Raw genomic sequence first — 26,139 nt, 5'->3', positions numbered from 1 at the left:
TCGCAAGTGGAGTTTGCCAACCGATGGTCGGAGCCGGAGCACGCCGATGAACGCTCGCCCAGGGCCTTGGGGATGCCAGGCCAACCAAGGCGGGAGCGCCGTGCTCCCATTCTGCTGTTAACTTACGAGGTCAAACGGCCTGCTGGCGTGCTTCTCGGCCCGGTTCGGCTGGCACGGCTGCTGTACTTCGCGGCTGTACTGCTGGCATGGCCTGGTCGGCCGCCCTGGTCCAGCCGAGGAAGCGGCGGTGCAGCACGCCGGCCGGCGTCCAGGGCATGTCCTCGGTGGCTTGGACGAGGTAGGCGCCGAGGTAGAGGGCCAGCGACACCGGAGCGTCCGCGTACTCCGCCCGCAGCTCACGTCTCCGCGTCGGGCAAGGCCACGGAAGTCCACAACCTCCGCAGCTCCAGACTGGCATGACCGGGCCATGGGCGGTCACCGCACACCCTCCAGGAACCGGTCGGTGATCGTCCGGGCCTGCCGGCTGGTCGCCCATTCCACCTGCCAGCACGGGTACGGAGCCAGCCGCGACCACCATGCGCGACAACCGGTGCACATGCCGTCCGCTCCTCGCAGATGCACGAGCAGGATCCGTCGCTCGTCCTCGTTGATCATTGCTCCTCCTTGGCCGGCCAGTGCCTGCGGTTGATCGGGATGCGGTGTCGGTTCCGACAGGGCAGGTCGGCCCCGCACCGGCACAGCCACCGCCACTTGCGCCACGACCATGCCGGTCGGTGTCGCCGTGCCAAGGTCATCGCTACGGCGATCAGGTACTCGTCGTAGGACACTCGTCGCCCCGGTGGCGTCCTGTCCCGCATTACTGGCCCCCTCCGCCGGGCAGCGCCTCATGGCCGACCCCGAGCCACGGGACCGGATCTAGAACGTTCGGTAACTGCGACGCTACGATCACGACCACGGCGGTGGGACTCACCCGCAGTACGAGTGAGCAGCCCACATGTCGGCCGCACCGTTTGTTTCAGGGCGGGAACGTCGACCACCGGTGAACGTAGGGATGACGCATGGCAGGTCGCGGACGATCAGCACCACAGCGCGGCGAGGTGACGGGCTACCTGCTCAAGCTGATCCGGGAGTCCATCCCGCTGACGCAGGAGCAACTCGCCGCCGACCTGGGCGTCGACCGTGTCACCGTGCAGAGCTGGGAATCCGGACGCCGGCCATTCACGGCGGTGCCGCTCGGGCAGTCGATCGCCGTCCGGCGCAGGATCGGTCGCCTCGGAGCGAACGTGACCCTGCTCGCCGCCCTCGACGACGCCGCCGAGGCAGACTTCATCCTCGCCGCGGTCCTCGACGAGCAGGTGGACCGCTGCGGCATCGCCGAACAGCCGCTCGGCTGGTGCGTACTCACCCACCGTCTGACCGATCTGATCCTCTGGGCTGTTCTCGGGCAGACACCGACCTTCGCCAGAGGGCTACCCATCGCACAGACCCGGCGAGGGCCAGTGGCGTCAGGGCCGGCCCTGCCCGCCGACGAGCAACGCACCTTCTTCACCCGACTTCACGTCCTCGCCGAACGCGCAGCCACCGGACGTGACCCGAACGTTCTGCTGCATCGACAGGCCTGCTTTCTCGCGGGCATGGACCACCAGAACGGCGGCAGGATGGCTGGCCCAGACCACCACCCGTGCCCGCAGGGCGATCACCTTCCGCACCTGGTCACCGCTGTGGCCTGACGCCCGCTCCGTAGTCACATCCCTGGCCAACCAGGGCGACCCGGAACCTTTACGAGACTTCCTCGCCCACGCGCATCCGGACGATGCCTGCGAGCGAGCAGCCCTCAACTACTCGGCCTACTGGGTCGGCGAGATCCCGTATCGCCAGCGCGACGACTCCTTCATGCCGGCGCCGCTCGCAGACTGGCACGGCTCGGTTCTCTTCCGGCACCTGGTCCAGCGCCTCGACCCAACGCACCCCTTCGTCGACCTCAACGTCCACAACATCTGGGCTCTGCTCGCCGTACGACGCGGCCTCACTCTCGACAACCCCGCCGAGGGCCGCGCGCTCCTCAATCGCAGTACGCAGATCCTGGACAGCGACCGCATCTCTCCACAGTCCCGGCAGGAACTAACCTCTATCGTCTACAGCCTGCGAGCAGACGGAGTCACCGGCACAGGGACGGGCAGATGAACGACGACCACGACGCCGCCGGAGCCATGAGCTTCATCTTCGAGGCCGGCGTACTCAAACGCGCCGCCCGCACCGGCTGGTGGTTCGCCGGCATCAAGCACCCCGAATCCATCGCCGAACACTCGTTCCGGACCGCGCTCATCGGGATGATGCTCGCCGCCATGGAAGGTGCCGACCCAGCCCGGGTATCGATGCTGTGCGTTCTGCACGACACCCAGGAAACCCGGATCACGGACATCCCACACATCGCCAAGCGCTACCTCACCGCCGCAGCCAACACCACCGTCACCGCCGATCAGGTCGCCGCCTGCCCACCGGCCGTCGCTAACCTCATCAACGCCGCCGTCGCGGAGTACGAAGCGGGCGAGACGCCAGAGGCCATCGTCGCCCGCGACGCCGACAAGCTGGAATGCCTCGTCCAAGCGGTTGAGTACCGCCACCAGGGCATCGACAACGTTCAGCGCTGGATCGACAGCTCCCGCGCGGCACTCAAAACCACCAGCGCCCACCGCCTCGCCGACGCCGCCCTCAACGGACAACCCCTCGCCTGGCTCACCCCTCCCCCACCACCGGCATAGCCACCAGGCACTGAACTACCACCGACGCCCACCACTCCAAGCGAGTTGACCCCTCGCTTGTAAGTTCCGGGCGCTTCGTTCGGCGGCGTCCGTCCGCGTCAGCGACCTCGGGCGACTGTCCACGCGCCACCGCTGGCCGCTGCCTTCGTCCGAGCCCGTTGCTGTCACCGTTGCTGTCGACAGCCACCCATGCGTTCGGTCGTCCAGAGAAGACCCTCGGATCAAGAGGCACAGCGTGAGCGGCATCCCTGCCCGCAGCCTCGGCTGTCCTGACGGCCAGCTCCCGGCTGTGGCTGCTGGCGCTAGGCTCGGATGCTGTCGCCGCTGCTGTCAGACGGCACTCTTCCGCTGTGCCGGTTCAGGCATCTGGCCTTCCGCCTGCCGGGTGTGGCAGCACCTGCGTCCCACCGGCCATGATCGGCAATTGCCTCCCGTGACTAGGATCAACGGCGTCACCGGGGTCAGTGGTCGGAGGTCCGGCGATGCATTGGTACATCAAGTTCGTCATGCTGCCAATCTGGATCGCGTATTTCGTCGTCTTCTTGATGTTTGTCCGGACAACGGTATGGCGGTGGCGGCTACGGCTTGCCAGCGAGACGGCCACGGTTACCGGCAGGGTCATCAGGGTCCAGCGAAGGTTCGCACCTGACGGGCCTTACACGACAGGAACCATCCAGTACTCCACCCCACTGGGTAAGTACACGATCAAAGCTCACTTCCGGGCAGACCTCAGGGCCGGACAGAAGTACGAGGTCTGCTACCTCCCAGCAAGTCCGAAGGTCGCGAACGTATCCAACTCCGACTCACTCGTCTTCAACACAGTCGCGGTCATAGTTGTGACGGGGATCCTGGCCGTCATCGTGTACGCCGTTGCGATGAGCCGCTGACCCCGTCCGCTCGGCCGCTCTCCGGTCTCGTCGGGACCGTCTCCGCCATCGCGACCAACATCAAGGATTTCGCGTTGAGTTGAAGCGGAACTTCGGCTGCCTCTCCCGTGACCTGCGGCAATCTGGCCGGCGCGCTGGCCACGCCTGCTCCTGGGCTCACGTCGTTGATGGCTGGTTGCCGACGTTTCACAGTGTCTTGTGCCCCGTGTGTGCCCCGGCAGAATCCTTAACCCCCAGGCAACCAACGGGGCTCGCTAACCTGCGTAGCTGTTGGCCTGAACTGCGGGCGTTTTCACCGACGTCCGTGGACGTCCGCCGCCGTGCGTCCGGGTTGTCACTCATTTCGTCACCCACCACAAGGCCGTCTGGCCCGGCATCACCGCGGACTCGACGCCTGTCTTCGTCCTCGCAACAGCATTCAGCCGGGCTGCCGGAACCACGCCCGGGACCGCTCGGGCAGCGACACCAGCAGCGCCACGGCCATCCACAGCACTACAGGAAGCAGGATAGAAGGGTTCTGTCTAAGCACCAACGCGAGCAGGCTGATCGCTAGGAACACGAAAGGGAGTGGGAGGAAGCGAGGGTGACCCCGCCATATATTGAATGCTATGAGTGCATGCAGCAGCGCAGCCAGTACAGCAATGATGGGAGCCGATAGCGCGACGGCCGCGATCCCGGGGACGATGGCGAGACCGCTCGCGACAGCGATCGGCAGGGGTGGGCGCTTCACGTCAACACGATAGGCCAGCACCGGCAGGCTGGACCAAGGCCCAGCCGCGCGGACGGAGACACCAAGACCAGGAAGTCGCGCCGCATCCTGGTTCGATGTGCAGCGCTGGTCGGTGGTCCGATACCGCTCCTAGCCGCTCCGCTCAGTGCCGGCGGGTTGCTGTACTTCGCTGCTTACCGCTTCGCCTACCCGCGGCCCGGCTGTCCGGCTACTTCTTGATGAGCCCGATGACGCTGACCACGGTGCCAACCACGAAGCTGAGGGTGGCGAGCTTCGCTTGGCCGCCGGTCCAAAGTCTTTCGGTCTTCTGGCGCCATCCGAGGGACGACACTCAAACGCCTCGGTGACTCACTCGGCCACTGACGGAACTGCTGTACACAAGCAGAAAGGCCACCTCCCGGAGCCGGGAAGTGGCCTTTGACCTGCGTGGGCGATACTGGGATCGAACCAGTGACCTCTTCGGTGTGAACGAAGCGCTCTCCCGCTGAGCTAATCGCCCTCAGCGCCGATGACTCTACCTGATCCACTTGCCGGACCAAAAACCCGGGGGTCAGTGCGTGGCGAGGTAGTGCAGGGCGCGGGCGACGACGTCGATGCCGAGGCTGTACTTGAGCGACAGCCACACCACCACGGACACGAAGAGCAGGCCGACGGTGCCCAGCAGGATGCGTACGGACAGTGGCCGGCTGGTCGCCCAACGTGTCCAGGCCTGCACGTTGCGGCGGGTGAAGGCGAGCAGCCGGCGGGCCCAGTGGAACTCCACGGCCCACACGCCGAGGCCGGCGATGACCAGCAGCCAGCCCGGTCCGGGCAGCGGGATGAGGGCGACCCCGATGGTGACGATGAGCGCGCCGAGGATGCCGATGAAGATCTTGAGCGCCACCCGGCCGGTGGGGTTGGCCCGGATGAGCTCGAGGGTGGTGTGCAGCCGCGCCCGCCAACCGCTGCGGCGGCGCTCGGCGAGCGAGACGCCAGCACCCTGGGAACCCCGTTCGACTGGCACCTCGTACCCCCGCCTTTCGGCTGTTCGGGCCGCTCCTTTCGCCGGGTCGGCCATGGTCGCGAAGGGTTCCTCAGTGGAGCCGAGGACCATTTCCACCCCCAGTGTCGCCCGGGACCGTCACCCCTGCTGAGGACTGGACGTTACCGGAGTAAGTCGACGACTGAACCACCCGTTGCCGGGCGGGATCACGGACTGGGCGAAGCGGAAATCCTACAAGAATTTTCACATTCTCGGAGGCGTTCCGCACCCCTTCCCACCACTGGGTGAAGTCAGCGTATGGCGGAGCGTAGCCAGGAGTAGCACCTGAGTATGGGAAAAGCGGGACACGCGCGTTCCGCAGCGGTGCCGGGGGGAGAACGTCCATGAGTGTCATCCGACCGACGACCGTAGAGGTCGAGACGTCGCTAAGGCTCGTCGCGCCTGACGCCACCGCCTTGCCGGTGCGTGCCAGTCTGCGTTACGACCCTGCTGACCCGTATGCGGTCCATGTCCTGTTCCACGCCGAATCCGCCGGCGGCGAGGCGGTGAGCTGGTCGTTCGCTCGCGAACTGCTGGTCACCGGGCTCGACGAGCCGGCCGGCATCGGCGACGTGCGGGTGTGGCCCTGGGCCACCCCACGCGGGGACTTCGTCGCCCTCGCGCTGTCGTCCCCGGACGGCAACGCCCTCTTCGAGGTTCCGCGCAGCGTGCTCGTGCGCTTCCTGCGCCGGACCTACGTCGTCGTCCCGCGCGGCCGCGAGGCCGAGCACCTGGACGTCGACACGGCGGTGAACCGGCTGCTCGCCGGCCGCTGACGACGCACCCCGGGGCCGCGCGGATCTGCCGAGTCCGCGCGGCCCCGGGCCGTCATCGGGTACGACGTCAGCCGTGCGTCGTGATCCCACCGTCGACCGGGATCACCGCCCCGGTCAGGTACGCCCCGGCCCGCGACGACAGGTAGATCGCGGTGCCCGCCATGTCCTCGGGACGGCCGATCCGGCCCAGCGGCACCTGCTGCTCGATCGCCGCCCGGGACCCCGGGTCGTCCAGCGCGAAGGCCATCATCTTGCTCTCGAACGGCCCCGGCGCGATCGCGTTGACCGTGATCTGCTCGCCGGCGAGCTGGTGGGCGAGGCTGCGGGTGAGCATGTGCACGGCCGCCTTGGTGGCGGAGTACGCGTACACCTCCATCCACGGCACCCGGAGGCCGTCGATCGAGCCGATGTTGATCACGCGGGCCGGATCGTCGGCGGTGGCTGCCGCGCGCAGCGCCGGCAGCAGCGCGGTGGTGAGCCGGAAGACGGCCTTGACGTTCACCGCCCAGAGCTTGTCGAAAGCACTCTCCGGGTACGACTCCAGCGGCGCGCCCCAGGTGGCGCCGGCGTTGTTCACCAGCACGTCGAGCCGGTCGCCGGTGCGCTCCCGCACGGCCGCGGCCAGCCCCAGCGCGCCCTCGTCGTGGCTGAGGTCGGCGGGGATCGCCGCGCAGGTCCCCTCGGCGGCCAGTTCCCCGGCCACGGTCTCGCAGACCTCCGCCTTCCGCGACGAGATGATCACCTTGGCGCCGGCCCGCACGAAGCCCCGGGCGATCATCAGCCCGATCCCTCGGGATCCACCGGTGACCAGGACCGTCTTGCCTTCGACCGAGAACAGATCCGTCATGCCCATCCCATCGCGAGTCGGCGGTGGCCGCGGGGTCGGTCCGGCGGTCCGGCGACCCTCGCGCTACCGCTCGGTAACCTAACCGTCCCGCGTCCGGGGCGACAAGACCCGCCCCCGACCGGTGGAAGTGCCGAGATGCAGGATGCAGCGGCGCCGGTTAACGTCGGGACGATGGCCACTACCGGACAGCTCCCCCCGGCCAGCCGTACCGACCTGCCTGCCGCCCGGCCCGCTGCCGCGGAGATCGTCACCGGTGCCCTCGCCGAGCTCGCGCCCGAGCCCGGCTGGCCCCGCCCGGTCCTGCTCGACGCCGAGGTGCTGATCCTGGTCACCGGCGGTCACGGCACCGCCGAGCTGGACTTCCGGGCGCTGCCCTGCCGGCCCGGCACCCTGCTGCGGGTCCGCCCCGGCCAGGCGCTGCGCTGCCTCGGCCCGCAACTGGACGCGACGGTGGTGCGCTGGGACGCCGGGACGCTGCGCGGGCTGGACGTCGACCCGGACGCGGTGCCGGCGTACCGGCAGCTCGCCGGCGAGGACGAGGACGCGGTGATCAGCGAGGTGACCCAGCTGGCGGTGGACGCCGACCGGCACGCCGGGGTGCCGGCCGCCCGGGCGCTGCTGCGGCACCAGCTCGCGGTGCTGCTGCTGCGGCTGAGCCTGCTTCCGTTCACCGCGCGGCAGCCGGCGCACCGCGCGGAGGCGGAGACCTTCCACCGGCTCTGCCACGAGGTGGAACGCGACTACCGGCACACCCGCCGGGTCGAGGACTACGCCGCCCGGCTGGGCTGCTCGGTGCGTACCCTGACCCGCGCCTGCCTGGCGGTGACCGGCCGCAGCGCCAAGCAGGTGATCGACGAGCGGGTCGCGTTGCAGGCGTGCCGGCTGCTCGCCGCCACCGACGAGCCGATCGCCCGGATCGGCCGCCGGCTGGGTTTCCCCGAGCCGACCAATTTCGGCCGCTTCTTCACCCGCGAGGTCGGGGTCAGCCCGGGCGCCTTCCGGGCCGCCCGGGAGCGGCCGGTCCCGGTCCGCACGGTGCGGCCCCGACCGCCCGCCGACTCGCCCGTCCGGCCCGGCCGGGCATGATGGCAGGGTGCAGATCACCGCGCGCGGCGACTACGCGGTCCGGGCCGCGCTGAGCCTGGCCCAGGCGTACCCCCGCCTGCTGTCCACCCAGGCCATCGCGACGGAGCAGGACATGCCGCGCAAGTTCCTGGAGGCCGTGCTGGCGGACCTGCGCCGGGCCGGGATCGTCCGGGCGCAGCGCGGCGCGGAGGGCGGCTACACCCTGACCCGGCCGCCGCGGGAGGTCCCGGTCGGACAGATCCTGCGCGCCGTCGACGGCCCGCTGGCCGGGGTACGCGGGCTGCGCCCCGAGCAGACCAGCTACCCGGGCGCGGCGCAGCATCTGCCCCAGCTCTGGGTGGCGGTACGCGCCTCGGTGCGCCGGGTGGTCGACGAGGTGAGCCTCGCCGAGCTGGCCAGCGGACGGCTCCCCGCCCACGTCCGTCAGCTCACCGCCCTCCCGGACGCCTGGGAACCGCGCTGACGTCGGCCCATCCGGGCCCGCCCGGCCGGGGTCCGGGCGACACCGTCCACGGCGGACCTGAGCGGGTTTCGCGGGTTGCGGATTCGGGCATGTTCGATGCCGCAGAGGCAGGGAGAGAGCGAGAGAGGAGCCCCGCGATGGGCATCGTGTTCCGCAAGCGGAAGAAGATCGGCCCGCTGTACCTGAACTTCACCGAGAACGGCTTCTCCTCCTGGAGCATCAAGATCGGCAAGTGGTCCTGGAACTCCCGGACCCGGGCCCACCGCGTGGACCTGCCGGGGCCGATCTCCTGGAAGCAGGACAAGTCCCGGGCGTGACGTCCCGAGGTCGCGCGGGGTGCCGGTGGTTCACCGGCACCCCGCTCGGCATCTCGGGGCAGGTGGGCCGGCTTGGCCGTTCCGCCGGCACCGCACGGCGGACGACAGGACAATCGCCGCATGGTCGACGAGTCCTTCCGGCGGGAGCGGTGGCTGGCGATGTTCGCCGTCGCCCTGCTGCTGGTCGCCTACTTCGCCGTCCCCGTGGAGCCGGACCCGAACGGGCTGCGGCTGGCGCTGCGCTCGGCGGGCACGCTGCTCCTGGTGGTCGTGGTGGCGTTCCTGGTCACCGGCCAGGTCCGCCGCCAGCTCGCCGTGCAACAGCCGACCGGAGAGGCGGAGATCCGGGCGCTGATCCGGCTCGCCGTCGCGCTGATCGCCGGGCTGCTGGTCTTCGCCCTCGCCGACTTCGTGGTGGCGAACACCCGGCCGGGCGAGTTCGTCGGCCTGCGGACCCGCGTCGACGCGCTCTACTTCGCCCTGACCACCCTGACCACCGTCGGCTACGGCGACGTGCACGCCCAGGGCCAGATCGCCCGGGTGCTGGTCTGCGCACAGATGATCTTCAGCATCGGGGTGATCGCCACTGGGGCGTCCATCGTGATCAAGCAGATGACCCAGCGTCCCCGCCCGGGGCGAGGGTGACCAGCACGTCCCCGCCGAGCCGGCCGTGCTCGGGTGACCGGGTCACCGCCCCGGAGGCGAGCAGCGAGGCCAGCGCCCGGTTCGCGTCGGCGGCCCGGTAGACCGTCGAGGTGGCCGCGAAGCGGCGCAGTTCGGTGACCGTACGCGGGCCGGAGCGGGCGAGTTCGGCGAGCAGTTCGCGGCGCAGCGGGCCCGGGTCCGGGTCGAGGCTGATGTCGAGCAGCCGCCCCGCCGGGTCGGCCGGGTCGCGGTAGCGGACCCCGGCGTACTCGTCGACCGCCCAGAGCGCGTCCTTGAGCGCTTCGAGGCCCTTGTCCGAGGCGGTGGCGTAGCCCAGCAGCCGGGCCGGGCCACCGCCGACGGGGACCAGTTCCACCTCGGTGGCCAGCGGGAACCCGGCCGCGGTCAGGGCCGGCCGGACGGGCCGGCCCGCCGCGGTGACCAGCAGCAGCTCGGCCGGCCGGCCGGTGGCCACGGCGGCCAGCAGGGCCGGGTCGGGATCGCCGCCGTCGACCACGGCCAGCAGCGGGGCCCCGGCGGCGCCAGCGGCCTGGAGCGCCACCGGCAGCCGGTCGGGGTGGCCGGGCACCACGTGCACCGCCACGTCCGCCGGCAGGGCGGTCTCGGCCGCGCCGAGCCGGGCCGGCAGCTCCGCGCCCCCCTCGGCGAGCACCAGCACGGTCAGCCGGCGGCCGCGTAGCCGGTCGGCGAACTCGGCCACCACCCGCAGCGCGGCCTCCGCGCCGCCGGTGTCGCTCCCGGCGTACGCGAGGGCCAGGGTGGCCCGCCGGGAGCGGTGCAACGCTCCCGGCAGCCAGTGGTCGAGCTGCCGGACGAGCAGCTCGCGCAGGACGGCTTCGGTGGACATGGTGCCGTTCTACCGCACCGGCACCCCGGCCGTGCGGCGGCGGGTCAGGCCGGGACGGAGATGCCCACGCCGCCGCGGGTCTGCCCGCCGTAGCGCTGCCGCTCCCGGTCGAGGTCGAGCCGGCCGATCCGCTTGCGGGCCGCGAGGGCGTCGTCGTCGAGCAGGTCGGCGGGGACGATCCAGACGATCTCGAATTCGAGGCCGTCCGGGTCCCGGCCGTAGAGGCTCTTGGTGGTGCCGTGGTCGGAGGCGCCGGCCAGGGCGCCGGCGGCGGAGAGCCGCTCGGCGGTGGCGGCCAGTTCGTCCAGGGTGTCGAGCTCCCAGGCCAGGTGGTAGAGGCCGACGGTGGCCCGGCCGGCCGGGGACGGACCGGCGGCGGCGCCGATCTCGAAGAGGCCGAGGTCGTGGTCGTTGGTGGAGTCGGGCGCCTGGAGGAAGGCGGCGCCCGAGAACCCGTCCGGCGTCATCGGCACCGGACGGAAGCCCAGCACGTCGCGGTAGAACGCGACGCTGCGCTCGAGGCTGCGGACGTAGAGGACGGCGTGGTTGAGCCGGTGGATTCCCATGCCGTCGACGGTACCCCGATTTGGTTGAGCGTTCAACAACCTCGGCTATGATGGTCGTCATGACCCGGTGGCTGGACCCCGACGAGCAGCGGACCTGGCGCGCCTTCCTCGCCGCCACCCGGGCGCTGATGGACACCCTCGACCGCGACCTGCAACGCGACGCGGGGATGCCGCACGCCTACTACGAGATCCTGGTCCGGCTCTCCGAGGCCCCCGAACGGCGGCTGCGGATGAGCGAACTCGCCCAGGCCGCCGGCTCCTCGCGCAGCCGGCTCTCGCACGCCGTCGCCCGGCTCGAGGCGGCCGGCTGGGTCCGCCGGGACGACTGCCCCACCGACCGGCGCGGCCAGATCGCCGTGCTCACCGACGCCGGTTTCACCACCCTCGCCGCCGCCGCGCCCGGCCACGTCGAAGGGGTACGCCGGCACCTGTTCGACGCGCTGAGCCCGGCCCAGGTGGACCAGCTCCGGCGGATCAGCGAGACCCTCGCCGACCACCTGACCGGATCCTGACCAAACTGATCCACTCCGGGTCTTGTACTTACCGTCGTCGGATGAGCACGATGGGGCGTGTCCTCCGGCTTCGGTGAACTGACGGTCCAGGCGCACCACCTGGTGTCCGAAGGCGACCTCGCCGGCGCCCAGCGGCTGCTCGCCGACGCCCTGACCGACGCCGACCCGCGTCCCGCCAACGCCTCCCCCGAGCTGGCCGACGCCGCCGGCCTCCAGGCCAGGGTGCTGGTCGCCCTCGGCGAGCCGCACTCGGCGCGCGGCTGGGCCGCGTTCGCGTACGCGGCGACCACCCGGCTCTACGGCCGGTCGGACGAGCGCACGGTCACCGCCGCCGCCACCCTGGCCGCCGTGCTGCACCGGGTCGGCAGCGACGCCCGCGCCGCCCGGCTCTACTCGGACGTCATCATCGAGCTGACCGCCCGCGACGGCCCCGAGTCGCAGCGGGTGCTGGCCGCGCACGCCGACCTGGCCACCGTGGAGTACGCCCGGGGCCAGTGCCAGGTCGCCCGGGACCGCCTGCAGGACGCCTGGGAGCTGCACCGCGAGGTGTACGGCGACGGCCATCCCAGCGGGATCAAGATGCTGGCCAAGCTGGGCGCGATGGAACGCGACTGCGGCCGGTACGCCGAGTCGCACGAGCACCTGACCCTCGCCGAGGAACTGTGCGCGCTGCACCTGGCCCCCGACGACCCGCTCGCCGGGCAGGTGGCCACGCTGGTCCGGGCCGCCGCCGACCCGGACCACGCCTGCGTCGCGCCGGAGCCACCGGCCCGGGAGCGGCCGGTGGTGCCCGGCGCCCGGATCCCCCCGGCCGCCGAGGGGCCGCCCGAGCCGCTGCTCTACCACCCACCGCAGCGCACCCCCGAACCGGCGCCGGAGCCGCCGCTCCACCACCCGGCCGAGCACCCCGTCGAGCCGGCCGAGGCGGCGCACCCGAGCGTGCCCACCCCGCGTACGCCGCCGGACGCCGACGACGACTTCGCCGGTCCGGCGGGCGACTGGTGGCCGCCGGAGGAGCCGTACGACGACCGGGTGGCCGGGGAGAGCGCGCTGCCCCCGACCGTGGTCGGGCTGACCGGGGCGGAGCCGGCCGGGGAGGACCCGGCCGGGGTGCGCCGGGTGCCCGGGGCCACCGAACCCGAGCCGCCGTCGCGCTACCTGCCGGTGCACGTGCCCCGCCCGCCCGCGCCCGAACGCCAGGCCACGCCCTGGCTGCCGCTGGTGGTGGTCGGGGTCATCGTCGCCCTGCTGCTCGGCACGATCGCGGTGGTGGCCGGGGTGTCCCGGGTGGACCGGTCCCGGGGGACCCCGGCGTCGGCGCCCACCACGGGCGGCACGTCACCGACCGGCACGCCCGCCGGCACGCCGACGGCGGCCCCCGCCTCCCCGGGCACGCCGCCCGGTCGGGTCCGGCTCACCGACCGGCGGGACAGCATCGTGCTGAGCTGGACGTACCCGGCCGGGGCGGAGGGGCCGGTGGTGATCGCCGGGGGCCGCTCGCGGGACACCCAGCACACCTTCGAGGAGCTGCCCGCCGGCACCGACAGCTACACCGCGTACGGGCTGAGCCGCAGCCAGGACTACTGCTTCACCGTCGCGGTGGTCTGGTCCACCGACACCGTCGCCCGGGCCGCCCCGGTCTGCACCGACCGCGGCTGACCGTCAGTCCGCCTCCGGCTCGTCGAGCGCCGGCAGCCGTACGCTCACCCGCAGCCCGGGCCCGGCGTCGGCGAGCGCGACGCTGCCGCCGGCCCGGCGGACCAGCTCCCGCACGATGGCCAGGCCCAGCCCGGCACCGCCGTCGTCCCGCGCCCGCGCGTCGTCCAGCCGGGTGAACCGCTCGAAGACCCGTTCCCGGTCGGCCGCCGGGATGCCCGGCCCGTCGTCGGTCACCGTCACCACGTGGTACGCCCGCTCCCCCGGCCCGGCCCGGCGCGGCCCGGGCACCGGCCCGTCCGGCTCGGGGCCGGTCACCGCGAGCAGCACCTCGCCGCGGGCGTGCCGCAGCCCGTTGTCCACCAGGTTGATCAGCACCCGGCGCAGCTCGGCCGGGTCGCCCTCGGTCCACGCCGGAGCGGCCGGCGGCACCAGCCGCAGCGGCGGGGACGGGTAACGGTCGGCCACCGCGCGCAGCAGCTCACCCAGCTCGACCGGGCCGACGGTACGCAGCGGCGCGCCCGGCCGGCCCGGCTCCTCGTCGAGGCGGGCCAGCAGGAGCAGGTCGTCGACCAGCCGGCCGAGCCGTTCGGTGTCGGTGAGCAGGTCGTCGGCGACCGCCGGCCAGTCCGTCGCGGCACCCAGCCGGCGGGCCACCTCCAACTCGGTCCGCATGTTGGTCAGCGGGCTGCGCAGCTCGTGCGCGGCGTCGGCGACGAACGCCCGCTGCCGGGCCCGGGCGGCGGCCAGCCGGTCCAGCATGTCGTTGAGGGTGACCGCCAGCCGGTGGATCTCGTCCCGGGCCGCCGGCACGGGCAGCCGCCCCGGCCCGGCCCGGTCGGTGATCTCGGCGGCGCCCCGGCGCAGCGCCTCCACCGGGCGCAGCGTCGCGCCGATCACCCGCCAGGCCACCAGCGCCAGCCCGGCGACCAGCAGCGGAAAGCCCACCAGCAACAGGGTGCGGACCACGTGCAGGCTGTGCCGGACGTCGGTCATCGACTTGGCGACCAGCACCGTGAGCGGGTCGGCGGGACCGCCCGCCGGCACGGTGACCACCCGCACCGGGCCGGTGAGCCCGACCCGCCGCCCGTCCACCACCAGGCGCTGGCGCTGCCCGGCCCGGAGCTGGTCGGGCCGGAGCATCGGCACCAGCCGGTCGGCGTCGATGGAGGCGGCCCGGATCCGGCCCTGGCCGTCCAGCACCTGCACTCGCAGCTGGCCGCCGGCCACCGGCAGCGGGTCGGGCAGTGCGTTGGAGTCGGCCAGCAGCGCCACCGCGTCGGCGGTCCGCAACGCCTCGGCGTCGACCGAGCGTTGCAACGTCCAGCCGAGCGCGCCGAGCAGCAGGGTGCCGCCGAGCGCGAGCCCGACGCTCAACCCGGCCACCCCGATCACCAGCAGCCGGGCACGCAGGCTCAGTGTTAGCAGGGGGCCCTTCCTATACCGGAGGCGATAAAAGGGGGCCCTTCCTTTCGTGCTCACGTGGCGAGCCGGTAGCCGGCGCCCCGGACCGTCTCCAGACGGTCCCGGCCGATCTTGCGGCGCAGGTAGCCGACGTAGACCTCGACCGCGTTCGGTGCGGTGTCCAGGCTGGCGTCCCATACGTGGTCCAGCAGCTCGGTCTTGGAGACCACCTCGCCGGCCCGGCGCATCAGGTAGTCGAGCAGGGCGTACTCGCGGGCGGTCAGGGTCACCTCGGCGTCGGCCCGGGTCACCCGCCGCCGCGCCGGATCCAGCCGCAGGTCACCGACGGCCAGCACGGCCGGGCGTTGCGGCGCGCCCCGGCGCAGCAGCGCCCGCAGCCGGGCCAGCAGCACCACGTACGAGAAGGGCTTGGTGAGGTAGTCGTCAGCGCCGCAGTCCAACCCGTCGGCCTGGTCGTACTCCCCGTCCTTGGCCGACAGCATGAGCACCGGCAGCCAGCGTTCCTCGGCGCGCAGCCGGCGCACCACCTCGTACCCGGAGAGACCGGGCAGCATCACGTCGAGGATCATGGCGTCGTACTCGCCGTGCCGGGCGGCGTCGAGGCCGGCCGGGCCGGTGGACTCCACGTCCACCGCGAACCCCTCCGCCTGCAGACCCCGGCGCAGCGCGGCCGCCAACCGCGACTCGTCCTCCACCACCAGCAACCGCACCCGTCCAGGGTGCCACCAGGTGACGCCCCCTAGGGAATCTCCTCAGCGCGTTCACAGCGGCCCGCAGGCAGCATTACCGTCAGGAGGTGTCCACCATGTCCGTACTGAAGAATCACGCCGTGCTGCGCTGGCTGGTCCCGGTGACCGCGGGGGTTGCCGTGATCGGCGGCGGCGCGGCCGTCGGCACGTTCGCCGCCACCGCGGATCCGGCCCTGCCACCGCGGACCGCCGCGCAGCTCCTGGAGGACCTGCGCACGTCGCGGCTGGACGGCCTGTCCGGCACCGTGGTGCAGCGGGCCGACCTCGGGCTGCCGCCGCTGGCCAACCTGGCCGGGATGGCCGGCGGCGACCAGCTGACCAGCCTGATCAGCGGCACCCACACCCTGCGGGTCTGGTACGCGGGCCCCGACCGGCAGCGGCTGGCCCTGGTCGACACGCTGGGTGAGCGGGACGTGCTGCGCAACGGCCGCGACCTGTGGACGTGGAGCAGCCGGACCAACGCCGGGTCGCACCGGACGCTGCCGGCGGGCGACGCGGACCTGTCGTCCGCGCCGGCCACCCCGGCCGACGCCGCCGACCGGGCCCTCGCGGCGATCGACCCGAGCACCGCGGTGACCGTCGGCCGCTCCGCCACCGTGGCCGGTCGCAGCGTGTACGAGTTGGTGCTCACCCCGCGCGACAAGGACTCCCTGGTGCACCAGGTGCGGATCGCGCTGGACGCCAAGGAGCACGTGCCGCTGCGGTTCGAGGTGCTCGCCGACGGCGCCGACGAGCCGGCCTTCGAGGTGGCCTTCACCCAGGTGGACTTCCGCACCCCGGACGCGGACCAGTTCCGGTTCAACCCGCCGCCCGGCGTGACGGTCACCGAGGAGAAGGCGGGCGCACCCGGCCGGCACGCGCCGACCGACCGCCGGCCGGACGGCTCGGACCTGCGTACCGTCGGGACCGGCTGGACCACGGTGCTGGTGGCGCGGCTCGACCAGGCCGGGAAGGTCGGTGCCGCCGACGCGCCGGCGTCGCCGCGGGAGCCGGGTGGCCCGGCGGCGGGCGCGGGCGCCCCCGACGTGGCCGGGCTGCTGGGTGCGCTGCCGAAGGTGAGCGGGGACTGGGGCAGCGGCCGGCTGCTCACCTCGAAGCTGTTCAGCGTGCTGCTCACCGACGACGGGCGGGTGCTGGCCGGACTGGTCACCCCCGAGCGGCTCTACCAGGTGGCCAAGGGCTGACCAGGAGAACGGGTCGGGGCCCGGTCGGCGTACGCCGGCCGGGCCCCGACCCGTCAGGTCACCCCCCGCGTGATCCGGCACCACATCGCCGACCTGGCGGGATCCGACAACCCCGAACATTCCCACCTCGGCGAGCTGCACCAGGCTTGGTCCGGCGGCTAGCCACGCGGTATCTTTCTCAGTTCAAACACAAAAAGGAATGGCGAAAAAGGCCATTCCTTCGCTGATTTTAGCAATTGAGGAGCTGGCTTGTCAACGCACTCCGACGTATCGGTTGAGCTGCCCCCGGACGACGAGATCGGTCGCGAGCAGGAGTACGTCTCGATGCTCTACGACCGGCTGGACGGCATGCGCGAGCAGGCCGCCCGCCGGCTCACCGAGGAGCTGCGCAGCACCGGCGGCACCCAGCAGGCCCGGTCCCAGCGCGACTCCGCCGTCGGGATGTACGCCGAGCAGGTCGAGCGGTTCTCCGCGGTGGAGAGCGGCCTGTGCTTCGGTCGCCTCGACGGCGACGACGGCTCCCGCCGCTACATCGGCCGGATCGGCATCTTCGACACCTCGGGCGACTACGACCCGCTGCTGATGGACTGGCGCGCCCCGGCCGCCCGGGCGTTCTACCTGGCCACCGCCGCCAACCCGCAGGGCGTACGCCGGCGCCGGCACCTGCGCACCCGGGAGCGGAAGGTCACCGGCCTCAACGACGAGGTACTGGACATCGCCGCCGCCTCCCCCACCGCCCACGAGGAACTGACCGGCGAGGCGTCGCTGCTCGCCGCACTGAACGCCGGCCGTACCGGCCGGATGCGGGACATCGTCGAGACCATCCAGGCCGAGCAGGACCGGATCATCCGGGCCGAACTGCCGGGCGTCATGGTGGTCCAGGGCGGCCCCGGCACCGGCAAGACCGCGGTGGCGCTGCACCGGGCCGCGTACCTGCTCTACACCCACCGGGAGCAGCTCTCCACCCGGGGCGTGCTGCTGGTCGGCCCGAACGCCACCTTCCTGCGCTACATCTCCCAGGTGCTCCCGGCGCTGGCCGAGACCGGCGTGCTGCTGCGTACCCAGGCGGACCTCTTCCCCGGGGTGAGCGCCCGGCGCGCCGAGCCGGCCGGCACCGCGGCGCTCAAGGGGCGCGCGGTGATGGCCGAGGTGCTGGCGAACGCCGTGCGGGACCGGCAGTGGGTGCCGGACGAGCCGCTGGAGATCGAGCTGCCGCAGCGGGAGATCCTCACCCTCGACCCGGAGGTGGTCCGACAGGCCCGGGAGCGGGCCCGGCGGGCGCAGCGCCCGCACAACCTGGCCCGGGCGCTGTTCGACATCGAGATCGTGCACGCGCTCGCCGCCCAGGTCGCCGAGCGGATCGGCGCCGACCCGCTGGGCGGGGAGAACCTGCTCTCCGAGGCCGACATCGCGGAGATCCGCCGGGAGCTGCGCGAGGAGCCCGAGGTCCGCGCCGCGCTGGACCAGCTGTGGCCGGTGCTCACCCCGCAGCGCCTGCTCGCCGATCTGTACGCCGACGAGCAGCGGATCGCCACCGCCGCGCCGATGCTCACCGACGCCGAGCGGGCGCTGCTGCACCGCGAGCCGGGCGGCTGGACGCCGGCCGACGTGCCGCTGCTGGACGAGGCGGCCGAACTGCTCGGCGAGGACGAGCGGGCCGCCGTCGCCCGCCGCGAGCGGCTGCGCGCCCTCGAACGCGAGTACGCCGAGGGCGTGCTGGAGATCTGGCGCGGTTCCCGTTCCATCGACGTGGAGGACGAGGCCGACGGCGGTGAGATCCTCGGCGTGACCGACCTGATCGACGCCGACCGGCTGTCCGAGCGGCAGGAGGACGCCGAGCGGCTGACCACCGCGCAGCGGGCCGCCGCCGACCGGAGCTGGGCGTTCGGGCACGTCATCGTCGACGAGGCGCAGGAGCTGTCGCCGATGGCGTGGCGGCTGCTGATGCGCCGCTGCCCGAGCCGGTCGATGACCATCGTCGGGGACGTGGCGCAGACCGGCGCCCTCTCCGGCACGCCGTCCTGGGCCGAGGCCCTGAAGCCGTACGTGGCGGACCGGTGGCGGCTGGAGGAGCTGACCGTCAGCTACCGCACCCCGGCCGAGATCATGGCGGTCGCCGCCGACGTGCTCACCGAGATCGACCCGGCGCTGCGCCCGCCCCGCTCGGTACGCGCCAGCGGCGTACCGCCGTGGGACCGCACGGTCGCGGCGGACCGGCTCGGCGCGGAGCTGGTCGAGGCGACCGCCCGCGAGGCGGCCGGACTGGCCGACGGGCGGCTCGGGGTGATCGTGCCGGGCGGACGCGCGGCCGAGCTGGGCGCGGCGATCGTCGCCGCACTGCCCGAGGCCACCCTCGGCGAGCAGCCCGAGCTGGCGAACCGGGTGGTCGTGCTCACCACCGAACAGGCCAAGGGCCTGGAGTTCGACTCGGTGCTCGTGGTCGAACCCGACCGGATCGTGGCGGAGTCCCCGCGCGGCCACAGCGACCTCTACGTCGCCCTCACCCGCGCCACCCAGCGCCTCGGCATCCTCCGGGTAACCTGACCCGCCCCGCCCCGCGCCGCCCCGCGCTGCCCTCCGTCGCGCCGCACCGCGTCGCGCCGCACCGCGTCGCACCACACCGCGCTGCGCTGCGCTGCGCTGCGCTGCGCTGCGCTTCAAGATCCGCCCTGATTCACGGAAATAGTGGCCTCCCACGCCGCGGAGACCACTATTTCCGTGAATCAGGGGCCAAGCGGTCGGGCGCTCGGCGCGGAGCGCAGGCGGTGCGGCGCGCAGGCGGTGCGGCGCCACGGGGCGGGGCGCCACGGCGCGGAGTGCCAGGCCGGCACCTTCGTGGTCAGCCCGGGTTCGGCTCCTCGTCGGTGAAGTTGCCGACCTGGCTGCCGGACGACGAGGCGTCGCTGGTGGAGCCGCCGGCCGGGGTGCTCAGGCCGCCGGTGGTGGCGTCGCCGGTGGTGGTCGGAGCCACCTTTCCGGGGTGCCGTTCCGGCTGGCGGGCGATCCGGCGCGCGCTCGCCGGGCCCGCGGTGCCGCCGGTCGTGGTGACCGCGCCCTGACCCCCGGTCGGCCCGCCGTCGCGGAGGACGTTCGGGTCCACCCGGGTGTGCGCCGGGTCGTCCGGGTCCTCCTCCTGGATCACCCGCGTCACATCGGTCTGCGGCACGGTGACCTCGTCGAGCGCGCCCTCGCCGTACACCCCACCGGCGACCCGCTCCTCGGCCCGGCGGGCGGCGTCCTGCCGCATGTCGTCCTCACGCACGTCAACCACCTCGCAGAAGTCTCTCGGGATCCTCCTTGCGTGCCCGTCGACCGGCGGCCCAAACCGGCCCCGCCGGGCCGCCGGGCCGCCGGGCGGCCGGGCGGCCGTCCCGTCCGTGCCCGCCTGTCCGGTTCCCCCGGGTGATCGGCTCCGGTCGCGGCATGGCGTGGTGTCGGAGGCGTCGCACCACCCCGGCTTGCGGCATGCCGAGCGCGAACCGCCGGCCCCCTGGCCGCCGGCGGGCGGTATTCGGCCGGGGACCGGTGTTACCTCTCCGGGGCCCCGGGTAGACGGGGGGTGCCCCCGCCATGAACGCGAACCGTGCCGTGGCCGAAACGCGGTAGCGGGGCGAGGGAGTGCAGGAAACGACTCATCAATCCTGAGGAGGAGCAGATGAGCACGCAGGCTGCATCCACCAGGCCGATGAACCGACCGGCGCCCGACGTCCAGAACCGGGCGGCCATGCAGGAAGCGCCGACCCGTCCGATGGCGGCGTACGACGGGCACCGGGAGCGGGCGATGGGCGCCCCGGGCACCGAGACCAAACAGTCGTTCGCGACCACCGAGTTCTGGGTGTACGTGGCGTCCGTCGCGGCCGTGCTGATCGCGTCCTATCTGGTCGGCAAGAACTCGGTCGGCGTGGACATCTTCCGCGCACCCCAGGCCTGGTTCTTCATCACGCTGCTGACCATCGGTTACCTGGGTAGCCGCGGCCTGGCCAAGGCCGGAAGCAACTTCCGCAGCGGCGAGGAGCGCCGGGCCCGGCACTGAGCGCACCACACCTGAGACGACGGTGGCCCCGGAGACAACCTCCGGGGCCACCGTCGCGTCGTACCTACTCGAAGTCCCCGCCGAAGTCGCCGAAGTCGCCCTCGAACGCGTCCTCGATCAGCTCGCCGGCGACCAGTCCGCCGGCCACGCCCAGCGCGGCGCCCGCCACCATGCCGCCCATGCCCGAGCCGTGCCGGCCGTGGTGACCGTGCGGCGCGCCGAAGCCGTCGGCGCGCAGGTTGCCGTAGCGGGAGGTGGTCTCCCGCAGCCAGCCGTCCACCACCTGCACCCAGTCGGCCCGGTCGGCGTCGGTGTGCGGTACGGCGTACCGGCCGAAGACGTCGTGTCCGGCGCTGAGGAAGCCGCCGCGCTTGTCGCACTCCAGGATCACGTCGACGCCGCGCTGGCTGGTCACGAAGGTCAGCTCGACCTCGTTGATCACCCGGGCGTACTGCGGCGCGGCGAAGAACTCGATCTCCTGGTAGAACGGCAGCGTCTGCTGCACCCCGTGGATGTGGCCCCGCTCCAGGTCGGCGTGCTTGAACCGGAATCCGAGCGCCTGGAAGGCGTCGAGGATCCGCTCGTGAATCGGCAGCGGGTGCACCGCCACCTGGTCCAGGTCGCTCTTGTCCACCGCCCGGGCCACCGCCAGCTCGGTGCGCAGCCCCATCGTCATCCCGTGCAGCCGCTGGCCGTACACGTCGGTGACCGGGGTCTCCCACGGCACCGGAAGCTGGAACGGGATGGACATCTGCTGCTTCGGGGCCAGCTCGAACGGGCCGCTGACCGGCATCCGGTGGAACTCCATGATGCCGGCGTACTCGGAGTCGCCGCCCTCGATCTCCACCCGGGTGACCAGCCCGACGGCGATGTGCTCGATGGTGGCCGGCGCGTCCCCGCCGATCAGGTTCACGTGCCCGTCGAGGGACAGGCCGGGCCGGGTGTTCGGGTTGGTCAGGACCGTGTCGACGCTCGGGCCGCCCACGCCGAACGCGCTCAGCATCTTCTTGAAGACCATCGGCACTACCCCGCCTCCACCGTCGGCACACTCCACCATGGAGTGCGCAAGCCACGAAGGGCACCCTAACCTGCACGGCTGTGAAGTGCCTGAAAGCGCGGACCGCCGCTGCCCGTGCCGGCCAGGTCCCGTCCGGCGTCCAGGCGTCCCCGTCAGTTGACGTCCACCACGATCAGCTCGCCGACCTGCTCGCCGATCTGGCGACGCGCGTCGGGCGGCAGGCCGCCGTCGGTGATCAGCAGGTCCGCCTCCTCCAACGGGGCGATGGTGGCGATGCCGATGGTCTCCCACTTGGTGTGGTCGGCGAGCACGACGAGCCGCCGGGCCGCGCCGATCAGCCGTTTGTTGACCGCCGCCTCGAGCAGATTGGGGGTGGTGAACCCGGTGCGCGGGCTCATCCCGTGCACGCCGAGGAAGAGCAGGTCTACGTTGAGGGTGGCGATCGCCGCCTCGGCCACCGGCCCGGTCAGCGCGTCCGAGGGCGTACGGATGCCGCCGGTGAGCACGACGGTCTGGTCCGGCCGGGGGTTCTGGTAGAGCACGTCGGCCACGGGGATCGAGTTGGTGACCACGGTGAGGCCACGGACGTCCGCCAGTCGCCCGGCGAGGGCGGCGGTGGTGGTGCCGGCGGACAGCGCGATGGCCATGCCGGGCTCGATCAGCCCGGCGGCCCGCTCGGCGATCGCCCGCTTCTCGGCCTGCTGCCGGATCGACTTGGCGGCGAAGCCCGGCTCGTCGGCCGAGCCGGGACCCGCGAGGGTCGCTCCCCCGTGGACCTTGTCGACCAGGCCGCGTTCGGCGAGCACCTCCAGGTCCCGCCGGATGGTCATGTCCGAGACGCCGAATCGGCTGACCAGATGGCTGACCCGGACCCCGCCGCGTTGGCGGATCAGCTCCAGGATGGCGCTCTGCCGTTGCTGAGCAAGCATCGAACCTCCTTCCGCCGGCACGGTACGTCAGGCCGCCTCGACGGCCCGATCGATGGCGGGAGCGCCGGCGTCCGGTCCGGTCGGCAGCGCCCGGTCGGCAGCGCCCCCGGACGCCTCGCGGACCACGGCCACCTCCCCCGCCGGGACGACCAGTTCGCCGTCGCACCAGCCGCCGGCGAGCAGTTCGGCGCCGGTGACCGCCAGCCGGGCCTCGGCGTCGGTGTGGTTGATGACGAACAGCCAGCTCCGGTCGGCGGACCGGCGGCGGACCACCTCCACGCCGGCCGGGGCGGCCGCCGCCGGCCGGACGCCGGCCTCGGCGAGCAGCCGGGCGACCAGCCGGTCGGTGGCCGCGTCGTCGAGCCGGGTGCCGACGTACCAGGCGGCGCCGGCGCCGACCGCGTGCCGGGTCAACGCGGGCACCCCGGGCAGCGGCCCGTCGGCGTACGAGGCGAGCACCTCGGCGCCCTCGGCGTGCAGCCACTCGGTCCACACGTCGGCGGTCGCGCCGTCGTCGAGGCGGACCCGCTCGCCCTGCCGCAGCGGGAAGAACTCCTCGGCGCGCACCCCGAGCAGCTCCCGGTAGGCGCCCGGGTAGCCGCCGAGCCGGATTTGGTCGTGCTCGTCGACGATGCCGCTGAAGTACGTCACCAGCGCCGTTCCGCCGGCCGCCACGTACCGGCGCAGCGCGTCGGCGTCGGCGTCGCGGACCAGGTAGAGGGTGGGCACCAGGACCAGCCGGTAGCCGGCGAGATCGGTGGTCGCGTGCACCACGTCGGCGGTCACGCCGGCCCGCCAGAGCGCGCCGTGCAGGGCGGCCAGCCGGTCGGTGTACGTCACGTCGACGCTCGGATGGGAGTCGAGTTCCGCACCCCACCAGGCCTCGTAGTCGAAGAGGATCGCCACCTCGGCCTCGACGCGGCTGCCGCGTACCTCGGCCAGGGCCTGGAGGTCGGCGCCGAGCCGGCAGACCTCGCGGTACACCTTGGTCTCCGGTCCGGCGTGCGGGACCAGCGCGGAGTGGAACTTCTCCGCGCCGGCCCGGGAGGCCCGCCACTGGAAGAAGAGCACCCCGTCGGCGCCGCGCGCCACGTGCGCGAGGCTGTTGCGGCGCAGCTGGCCGGGGGTCTTGGCGACGTTGCGCGGCTGCCAGTTGACCGCGCTGGTGGAGTGCTCCATCAGCAGCCACGGCGCGCCGCCGGCCACGCCTCGGGTGTGGTCGGCCGCGAGGGCCAGGTTGACCTGCGGCCGCGGGTCGGCGGCGGTGAGGTAGTGGTCGTTGGCGACCAGGTCCACGTCGGCGGCCCACGAGTGGTAGTCGAGGTACTTGATGCCGGTGCCGATCATGAAGTTCGTGGTGACCGGCTGCGGGGCGAGCCGGGTCAGCAGTTCCCGTTCGGCGCGTAGCTGGTCGCGCTGCTCGTCCGAGGAGAAGCGCAGGAAGTCCAGCTGCTGGGTGGGGTTGGCGAAGGTCGGCGCGGCACGCGGCGGGTTGATCTCGGCCCAGTCGTGGTAGCGCTGGCTCCAGAACGCGGTGCCCCAGGCGGCGTTGAGCGTGTCCAGGTCGCCGTAGCGGTCGCGCAGCCAGCGGCGGAACGCCTCGGCGCTGACGTCGCAGTAGCAGTGCACGTTGTGGCAGCCCAGTTCGTTGGAGACGTGCCACATCACCACGGCGGGGTGCTCGGCGTACCGGCCGGCGACGGCCTCGACCAGGGCCAGCGAGCGTTCCCGGAAGACCGGCGAGCTGGGGCAGTACGCCTGCCGCCCGCCGGGCCAGAGCACCGTCCCGTCGGCGCGGCGGGGCAGCGTCTCCGGGTGGCGGTGGGCCAGCCACGGCGGCGGGCTGGCGGTGGCGGTGGCCAGGTCGACCTTGATCCCACCGTCGTGCAGCAGGTCCAGCGCGCGGTCCAGCCAGCCGAACTCGAAGCGCCCGGGGGCGGGTTCCAGCAGAGCCCAGGAGAAGATCCCGACCGAGACCAGGTTGACCGCGGCCCGGCGCATCAGCGCGACGTCCTCGGCCCAGGTCTCCTCGGGCCACTGCTCCGGGTTGTAGTCCGCGCCGTACCAGATGCGCTCGCCCTGCCAGTTCCGCATGGCTGCAGAGCGTGCCCCCGAACGGCACCCAAGTCAACACTTTCCAACATCGACACGATTACAACGTTTACCTGGCCAAGGCCTTGTCACAACTGGGTTATCGCTGTCCGTCCGCCCTCTTGACAGCGCGGAACCAAGGGGTAGCTTCAACCGCCACCGGCTGTTTGTGTTCGGACATGTGGATTCTCGGTGGATCTACCGGTGCCGACGCGAACACCGATCCCCGCCACCTCACGGCCCTTGGGCGCAGCGCACCTCTTCCACGCAGGAGGCACAATGTCCCGTCCCCGCTCGCAAGCCGAATACCTCGCCCGACTCGTACCCCCGTCCGTCGCCGGCCTCAACCGCCGCTCGCTGCTCGCCGGCGCGGCCGGCGCGGGCGCGTTGCTGGGCACGGGCCTGCTCGCCGGCTGCGGCTCCGACTCCGACTCGGGCGCCGGCTCCAAGGTGGTGTCGCTCGGGTCGAACCAGTCGGACCCGAAGCCGAAGGACGTCATCGCCAAGGTGATGGACGGCTTCAAGACGTCGTCCGGGGTCACCGTCACCATCAACACGGTCGACCACAACACGTTCCAGGAGAACATCAACAACTACCTGCAGGGCAAGCCGGACGACGTGTTCACCTGGTTCGCCGGCTACCGGATGCGGTTCTTCGCCGCCAAGGGCCTGGCCGGCGACCTCAGCGACGTCTGGGGCAAGCTCTCCGGCTACTCCGACGCGTTCAAGAAGGCCTCGACCGGCGACGACGGCAAGCAGTACTTCGTGCCGGCGTCGTACTACCCGTGGGCCGTCTTCTATCGCAAGTCGGTCTGGCAGCAGCACGGCTACCAGGTGCCGAAGACGCTCGACGACCTGAACACGCTCGGCGCGCAGATGAAGAAGGACGGCCTGGTCCCGATCGCCTTCGCCGACAAGGACGGCTGGCCGGCGATGGGCACCTTCGACATCCTCAACCTGCGGATCAACGGCTACCAGTTTCACATCGACCTGATGGCCGGCAAGGAGGCGTGGACCTCCGACAAGGTCAAGAAGGTCTTCGACGCCTGGGCCGGGCTGCTCCCCATCCACCAGCCCGACGCGCTCGGCCGGACCTGGCAGGAGGCCGCCCAGTCGCTGCAGCAGAAGAAGAGCGGCATGTACCTGCTCGGCCTCTTCGTCGCCCAGCAGTTCAACAACGACGAGCAGGACGATCTGGACTTCTTCACCTTTCCCGAGATCGACTCGACGATCGGCGCGAAGGCCCTCGACGCCCCGATCGACGGCTACATGATGGCCCGCAAGCCGAAGTCCGAGACCAACGCCAAGAAGCTGCTGGAATACCTGGGCTCGAAGGACGCCGCCGACATCACCGTCAAGAACGACCCGAGCACCCTGGTCGCCAACACCGGCGCGGACACCGGCGGCTACACCGCCCTGCAGAAGAAGGCCGCCGAACTGGTCGGCTCGGCCACCGAGATCGCCCAGTTCCTCGACCGGGACACCCGGCCGGACTTCGCCTCCACGGTGATCATCCCGGCCCTGCAGCAGTTCATCAAGAACCCCAAGGACGTCAGCGGTCTGCTGACCAGCATCGAGAACCAGAAGAAGTCGATTTTCACCAGCTGACGGCG

At 72.3% G+C, this 26,139-nt stretch carries 27 protein-coding genes, 1 tRNA gene and 1 pseudogene; 14 read left to right on the top strand and 15 right to left on the bottom strand.

Annotation, left to right across the window (positions count from 1 at the left end):
• Window positions 1-130 precede the first annotated feature (130 nt).
• The gene (locus EFE23_RS29505) at window positions 131-439 is read right to left on the bottom strand and encodes a hypothetical protein (RefSeq protein ID WP_123239352.1); all 309 of its coding nucleotides are present in this window, start codon (window positions 437-439) and stop codon (window positions 131-133) included.
• Window positions 436-615: a hypothetical protein gene (locus EFE23_RS29690; RefSeq protein WP_233600839.1), complete on the bottom strand. Its 180-nt coding sequence runs from the start codon at window positions 613-615 to the stop codon at window positions 436-438. The genes EFE23_RS29505 and EFE23_RS29690 overlap by 4 nt, the downstream gene beginning before the upstream one ends.
• Before the next feature lie 404 nt (window positions 616-1,019).
• On the opposite strand from EFE23_RS29690, the pseudogene EFE23_RS03130 reads away from it, so the two are divergent.
• From EFE23_RS03130 to EFE23_RS03120, 3 genes and pseudogenes are all read left to right on the top strand, one after another.
• Window positions 1,020-2,145: pseudogene (locus tag EFE23_RS03130) on the top strand (helix-turn-helix domain-containing protein).
• Window positions 2,142-2,723, top strand: a complete 582-nt coding sequence (locus tag EFE23_RS03125; RefSeq protein WP_123239350.1) for an HD domain-containing protein — start codon at window positions 2,142-2,144, stop codon at window positions 2,721-2,723. The pseudogene EFE23_RS03130 and the gene EFE23_RS03125 overlap by 4 nt, the downstream one beginning before the upstream one ends.
• A gap of 506 nt (window positions 2,724-3,229) precedes the next feature.
• Window positions 3,230-3,610, top strand: coding sequence for a DUF3592 domain-containing protein (locus EFE23_RS03120; protein ID WP_158675822.1), 381 nt, complete (start codon window positions 3,230-3,232; stop codon window positions 3,608-3,610).
• Window positions 3,611-4,028: 418 nt separating this feature from the next.
• On the opposite strand, the gene EFE23_RS28110 is transcribed toward EFE23_RS03120, so the two are convergent.
• From EFE23_RS28110 to EFE23_RS03105, 4 genes are all read right to left on the bottom strand, one after another.
• A complete protein-coding gene (locus tag EFE23_RS28110; RefSeq protein ID WP_158675821.1) occupies window positions 4,029-4,169 on the bottom strand; it encodes a hypothetical protein in 141 nt (46 codons plus the stop codon).
• Window positions 4,170-4,548: 379 nt separating this feature from the next.
• Window positions 4,549-4,671 (bottom strand): hypothetical protein, encoded by a 123-nt coding sequence (locus EFE23_RS29250; RefSeq protein ID WP_255421117.1) that lies wholly within the window; start codon window positions 4,669-4,671, stop codon window positions 4,549-4,551.
• A 96-nt stretch (window positions 4,672-4,767) separates the two neighbouring features.
• Window positions 4,768-4,839 (bottom strand) — tRNA-Val (locus EFE23_RS03110).
• 51 nt (window positions 4,840-4,890) lie between these two features.
• Window positions 4,891-5,397 carry a TIGR02611 family protein gene (locus EFE23_RS03105; protein WP_123239411.1) on the bottom strand — a complete coding sequence of 169 codons (507 nt, stop codon included), beginning with the start codon at window positions 5,395-5,397 and terminating at the stop codon, window positions 4,891-4,893.
• 308 nt (window positions 5,398-5,705) lie between these two features.
• Here EFE23_RS03105 and EFE23_RS03100 point away from each other — a divergent pair, with 308 nt between their 5' ends.
• Window positions 5,706-6,137, top strand: coding sequence for an SsgA family sporulation/cell division regulator (locus EFE23_RS03100; protein WP_007457244.1), 432 nt, complete (start codon window positions 5,706-5,708; stop codon window positions 6,135-6,137).
• A gap of 67 nt (window positions 6,138-6,204) precedes the next feature.
• Here the strand turns inward: EFE23_RS03100 and EFE23_RS03095 are convergent, their stop codons facing one another.
• The gene (locus tag EFE23_RS03095) at window positions 6,205-6,984 is read right to left on the bottom strand and encodes an SDR family oxidoreductase (RefSeq protein ID WP_123239410.1); all 780 of its coding nucleotides are present in this window, start codon (window positions 6,982-6,984) and stop codon (window positions 6,205-6,207) included.
• 171 nt (window positions 6,985-7,155) lie between these two features.
• Between EFE23_RS03095 and EFE23_RS03090 the strand changes: the two genes are divergently transcribed.
• From EFE23_RS03090 to EFE23_RS03075, 4 genes are all read left to right on the top strand, one after another.
• Window positions 7,156-8,070, top strand: coding sequence for a helix-turn-helix transcriptional regulator (locus EFE23_RS03090; protein WP_123239347.1), 915 nt, complete (start codon window positions 7,156-7,158; stop codon window positions 8,068-8,070).
• A 7-nt stretch (window positions 8,071-8,077) separates the two neighbouring features.
• Window positions 8,078-8,533: an RrF2 family transcriptional regulator gene (locus EFE23_RS03085; protein ID WP_123239346.1), complete on the top strand. Its 456-nt coding sequence runs from the start codon at window positions 8,078-8,080 to the stop codon at window positions 8,531-8,533.
• A 137-nt stretch (window positions 8,534-8,670) separates the two neighbouring features.
• Window positions 8,671-8,850 (top strand): DUF4236 domain-containing protein, encoded by a 180-nt coding sequence (locus EFE23_RS03080; RefSeq protein ID WP_123239345.1) that lies wholly within the window; start codon window positions 8,671-8,673, stop codon window positions 8,848-8,850.
• A gap of 120 nt (window positions 8,851-8,970) precedes the next feature.
• A complete protein-coding gene (locus EFE23_RS03075; RefSeq protein ID WP_123239344.1) occupies window positions 8,971-9,495 on the top strand; it encodes a potassium channel family protein in 525 nt (174 codons plus the stop codon).
• On the opposite strand, the gene EFE23_RS03070 is transcribed toward EFE23_RS03075, so the two are convergent.
• Together EFE23_RS03070 and EFE23_RS03065 are read right to left on the bottom strand one after the other, a co-directional pair.
• A complete protein-coding gene (locus tag EFE23_RS03070; RefSeq protein ID WP_123239343.1) occupies window positions 9,455-10,363 on the bottom strand; it encodes a hypothetical protein in 909 nt (302 codons plus the stop codon). The two genes, EFE23_RS03075 and EFE23_RS03070, sit on opposite strands and share 41 nt — an antisense overlap.
• Window positions 10,364-10,407: 44 nt before the next feature.
• Window positions 10,408-10,929 (bottom strand): VOC family protein, encoded by a 522-nt coding sequence (locus EFE23_RS03065; protein WP_123239342.1) that lies wholly within the window; start codon window positions 10,927-10,929, stop codon window positions 10,408-10,410.
• 50 nt (window positions 10,930-10,979) lie between these two features.
• Between EFE23_RS03065 and EFE23_RS03060 the strand changes: the two genes are divergently transcribed.
• Together EFE23_RS03060 and EFE23_RS03055 are read left to right on the top strand one after the other, a co-directional pair.
• A complete protein-coding gene (locus tag EFE23_RS03060; protein ID WP_123239409.1) occupies window positions 10,980-11,441 on the top strand; it encodes a MarR family winged helix-turn-helix transcriptional regulator in 462 nt (153 codons plus the stop codon).
• Window positions 11,442-11,498: 57 nt separating this feature from the next.
• Complete coding sequence (locus tag EFE23_RS03055) at window positions 11,499-13,100, top strand: tetratricopeptide repeat protein (RefSeq protein WP_123239341.1); 1,602 nt, start codon at window positions 11,499-11,501, stop codon at window positions 13,098-13,100.
• Between the two features lie 3 nt (window positions 13,101-13,103).
• Here the strand turns inward: EFE23_RS03055 and EFE23_RS03050 are convergent, their stop codons facing one another.
• On the bottom strand, window positions 13,104-14,495 hold the full coding sequence (locus tag EFE23_RS03050) for a sensor histidine kinase (protein WP_123239408.1): 1,392 nt from the start codon (window positions 14,493-14,495) through the stop codon (window positions 13,104-13,106).
• An 80-nt stretch (window positions 14,496-14,575) separates the two neighbouring features.
• On the bottom strand, window positions 14,576-15,232 hold the full coding sequence (locus EFE23_RS03045; RefSeq protein WP_123239340.1) for a response regulator transcription factor: 657 nt from the start codon (window positions 15,230-15,232) through the stop codon (window positions 14,576-14,578).
• A gap of 95 nt (window positions 15,233-15,327) precedes the next feature.
• Here EFE23_RS03045 and EFE23_RS03040 point away from each other — a divergent pair, with 95 nt between their 5' ends.
• Both EFE23_RS03040 and EFE23_RS03035 read left to right on the top strand, forming a co-directional pair.
• Window positions 15,328-16,455 (top strand): LolA family protein, encoded by a 1,128-nt coding sequence (locus EFE23_RS03040; protein ID WP_123239339.1) that lies wholly within the window; start codon window positions 15,328-15,330, stop codon window positions 16,453-16,455.
• Window positions 16,456-16,704: 249 nt separating this feature from the next.
• Complete coding sequence (locus tag EFE23_RS03035) at window positions 16,705-18,999, top strand: HelD family protein (protein WP_123239338.1); 2,295 nt, start codon at window positions 16,705-16,707, stop codon at window positions 18,997-18,999.
• A gap of 295 nt (window positions 19,000-19,294) precedes the next feature.
• Here EFE23_RS03035 and EFE23_RS03030 read toward each other — a convergent pair whose 3' ends face one another.
• Complete coding sequence (locus EFE23_RS03030) at window positions 19,295-19,717, bottom strand: hypothetical protein (RefSeq protein ID WP_123239337.1); 423 nt, start codon at window positions 19,715-19,717, stop codon at window positions 19,295-19,297.
• A 393-nt stretch (window positions 19,718-20,110) separates the two neighbouring features.
• On the opposite strand from EFE23_RS03030, the gene EFE23_RS03020 reads away from it, so the two are divergent.
• Window positions 20,111-20,488, top strand: coding sequence for a hypothetical protein (locus EFE23_RS03020; protein WP_123239336.1), 378 nt, complete (start codon window positions 20,111-20,113; stop codon window positions 20,486-20,488).
• Between the two features lie 64 nt (window positions 20,489-20,552).
• Here the strand turns inward: EFE23_RS03020 and EFE23_RS03015 are convergent, their stop codons facing one another.
• The 3 genes from EFE23_RS03015 to EFE23_RS03005 form a co-directional block, all read right to left on the bottom strand.
• Window positions 20,553-21,506 (bottom strand): sporulation protein, encoded by a 954-nt coding sequence (locus tag EFE23_RS03015; protein WP_123239407.1) that lies wholly within the window; start codon window positions 21,504-21,506, stop codon window positions 20,553-20,555.
• Between the two features lie 152 nt (window positions 21,507-21,658).
• On the bottom strand, window positions 21,659-22,435 hold the full coding sequence (locus EFE23_RS03010; RefSeq protein WP_123239335.1) for a DeoR/GlpR family DNA-binding transcription regulator: 777 nt from the start codon (window positions 22,433-22,435) through the stop codon (window positions 21,659-21,661).
• A 27-nt stretch (window positions 22,436-22,462) separates the two neighbouring features.
• Window positions 22,463-24,529, bottom strand: a complete 2,067-nt coding sequence (locus EFE23_RS03005; protein ID WP_123239334.1) for a beta-galactosidase — start codon at window positions 24,527-24,529, stop codon at window positions 22,463-22,465.
• A gap of 276 nt (window positions 24,530-24,805) precedes the next feature.
• Here EFE23_RS03005 and EFE23_RS03000 point away from each other — a divergent pair, with 276 nt between their 5' ends.
• A complete protein-coding gene (locus tag EFE23_RS03000; RefSeq protein ID WP_123239333.1) occupies window positions 24,806-26,134 on the top strand; it encodes an ABC transporter substrate-binding protein in 1,329 nt (442 codons plus the stop codon).
• Window positions 26,135-26,139 lie beyond the last annotated feature (5 nt).

Source organism: Micromonospora solifontis (assembly GCF_003725545.1).
Taxonomy (GTDB): domain Bacteria; phylum Actinomycetota; class Actinomycetes; order Mycobacteriales; family Micromonosporaceae; genus Micromonospora; species Micromonospora solifontis.
This window is presented reverse-complemented; position numbering and strand designations above follow the sequence as displayed.

Coding starts and splice junctions, on each gene's coding strand:
- EFE23_RS29690 (WP_233600839.1), bottom strand. CDS start 615: ATGATCAACGAGGACGAGCGACGGATCCTGCTCGTGCATCTGCGAGGA.
- EFE23_RS03125 (WP_123239350.1), top strand. CDS start 2,142: ATGAACGACGACCACGACGCCGCCGGAGCCATGAGCTTCATCTTCGAG.
- EFE23_RS03120 (WP_158675822.1), top strand. CDS start 3,230: ATGCTGCCAATCTGGATCGCGTATTTCGTCGTCTTCTTGATGTTTGTC.
- EFE23_RS03105 (WP_123239411.1), bottom strand. CDS start 5,397: ATGGCCGACCCGGCGAAAGGAGCGGCCCGAACAGCCGAAAGGCGGGGG.
- EFE23_RS03100 (WP_007457244.1), top strand. CDS start 5,706: ATGAGTGTCATCCGACCGACGACCGTAGAGGTCGAGACGTCGCTAAGG.
- EFE23_RS03095 (WP_123239410.1), bottom strand. CDS start 6,984: ATGACGGATCTGTTCTCGGTCGAAGGCAAGACGGTCCTGGTCACCGGT.
- EFE23_RS03090 (WP_123239347.1), top strand. CDS start 7,156: ATGGCCACTACCGGACAGCTCCCCCCGGCCAGCCGTACCGACCTGCCT.
- EFE23_RS03080 (WP_123239345.1), top strand. CDS start 8,671: ATGGGCATCGTGTTCCGCAAGCGGAAGAAGATCGGCCCGCTGTACCTG.
- EFE23_RS03075 (WP_123239344.1), top strand. CDS start 8,971: ATGGTCGACGAGTCCTTCCGGCGGGAGCGGTGGCTGGCGATGTTCGCC.
- EFE23_RS03070 (WP_123239343.1), bottom strand. CDS start 10,363: ATGTCCACCGAAGCCGTCCTGCGCGAGCTGCTCGTCCGGCAGCTCGAC.
- EFE23_RS03065 (WP_123239342.1), bottom strand. CDS start 10,929: ATGGGAATCCACCGGCTCAACCACGCCGTCCTCTACGTCCGCAGCCTC.
- EFE23_RS03060 (WP_123239409.1), top strand. CDS start 10,980: ATGGTCGTCATGACCCGGTGGCTGGACCCCGACGAGCAGCGGACCTGG.
- EFE23_RS03040 (WP_123239339.1), top strand. CDS start 15,328: ATGTCCGTACTGAAGAATCACGCCGTGCTGCGCTGGCTGGTCCCGGTG.
- EFE23_RS03020 (WP_123239336.1), top strand. CDS start 20,111: ATGAGCACGCAGGCTGCATCCACCAGGCCGATGAACCGACCGGCGCCC.
- EFE23_RS03015 (WP_123239407.1), bottom strand. CDS start 21,506: ATGGTCTTCAAGAAGATGCTGAGCGCGTTCGGCGTGGGCGGCCCGAGC.
- EFE23_RS03010 (WP_123239335.1), bottom strand. CDS start 22,435: ATGCTTGCTCAGCAACGGCAGAGCGCCATCCTGGAGCTGATCCGCCAA.
- EFE23_RS03005 (WP_123239334.1), bottom strand. CDS start 24,529: ATGCGGAACTGGCAGGGCGAGCGCATCTGGTACGGCGCGGACTACAAC.
- EFE23_RS03000 (WP_123239333.1), top strand. CDS start 24,806: ATGTCCCGTCCCCGCTCGCAAGCCGAATACCTCGCCCGACTCGTACCC.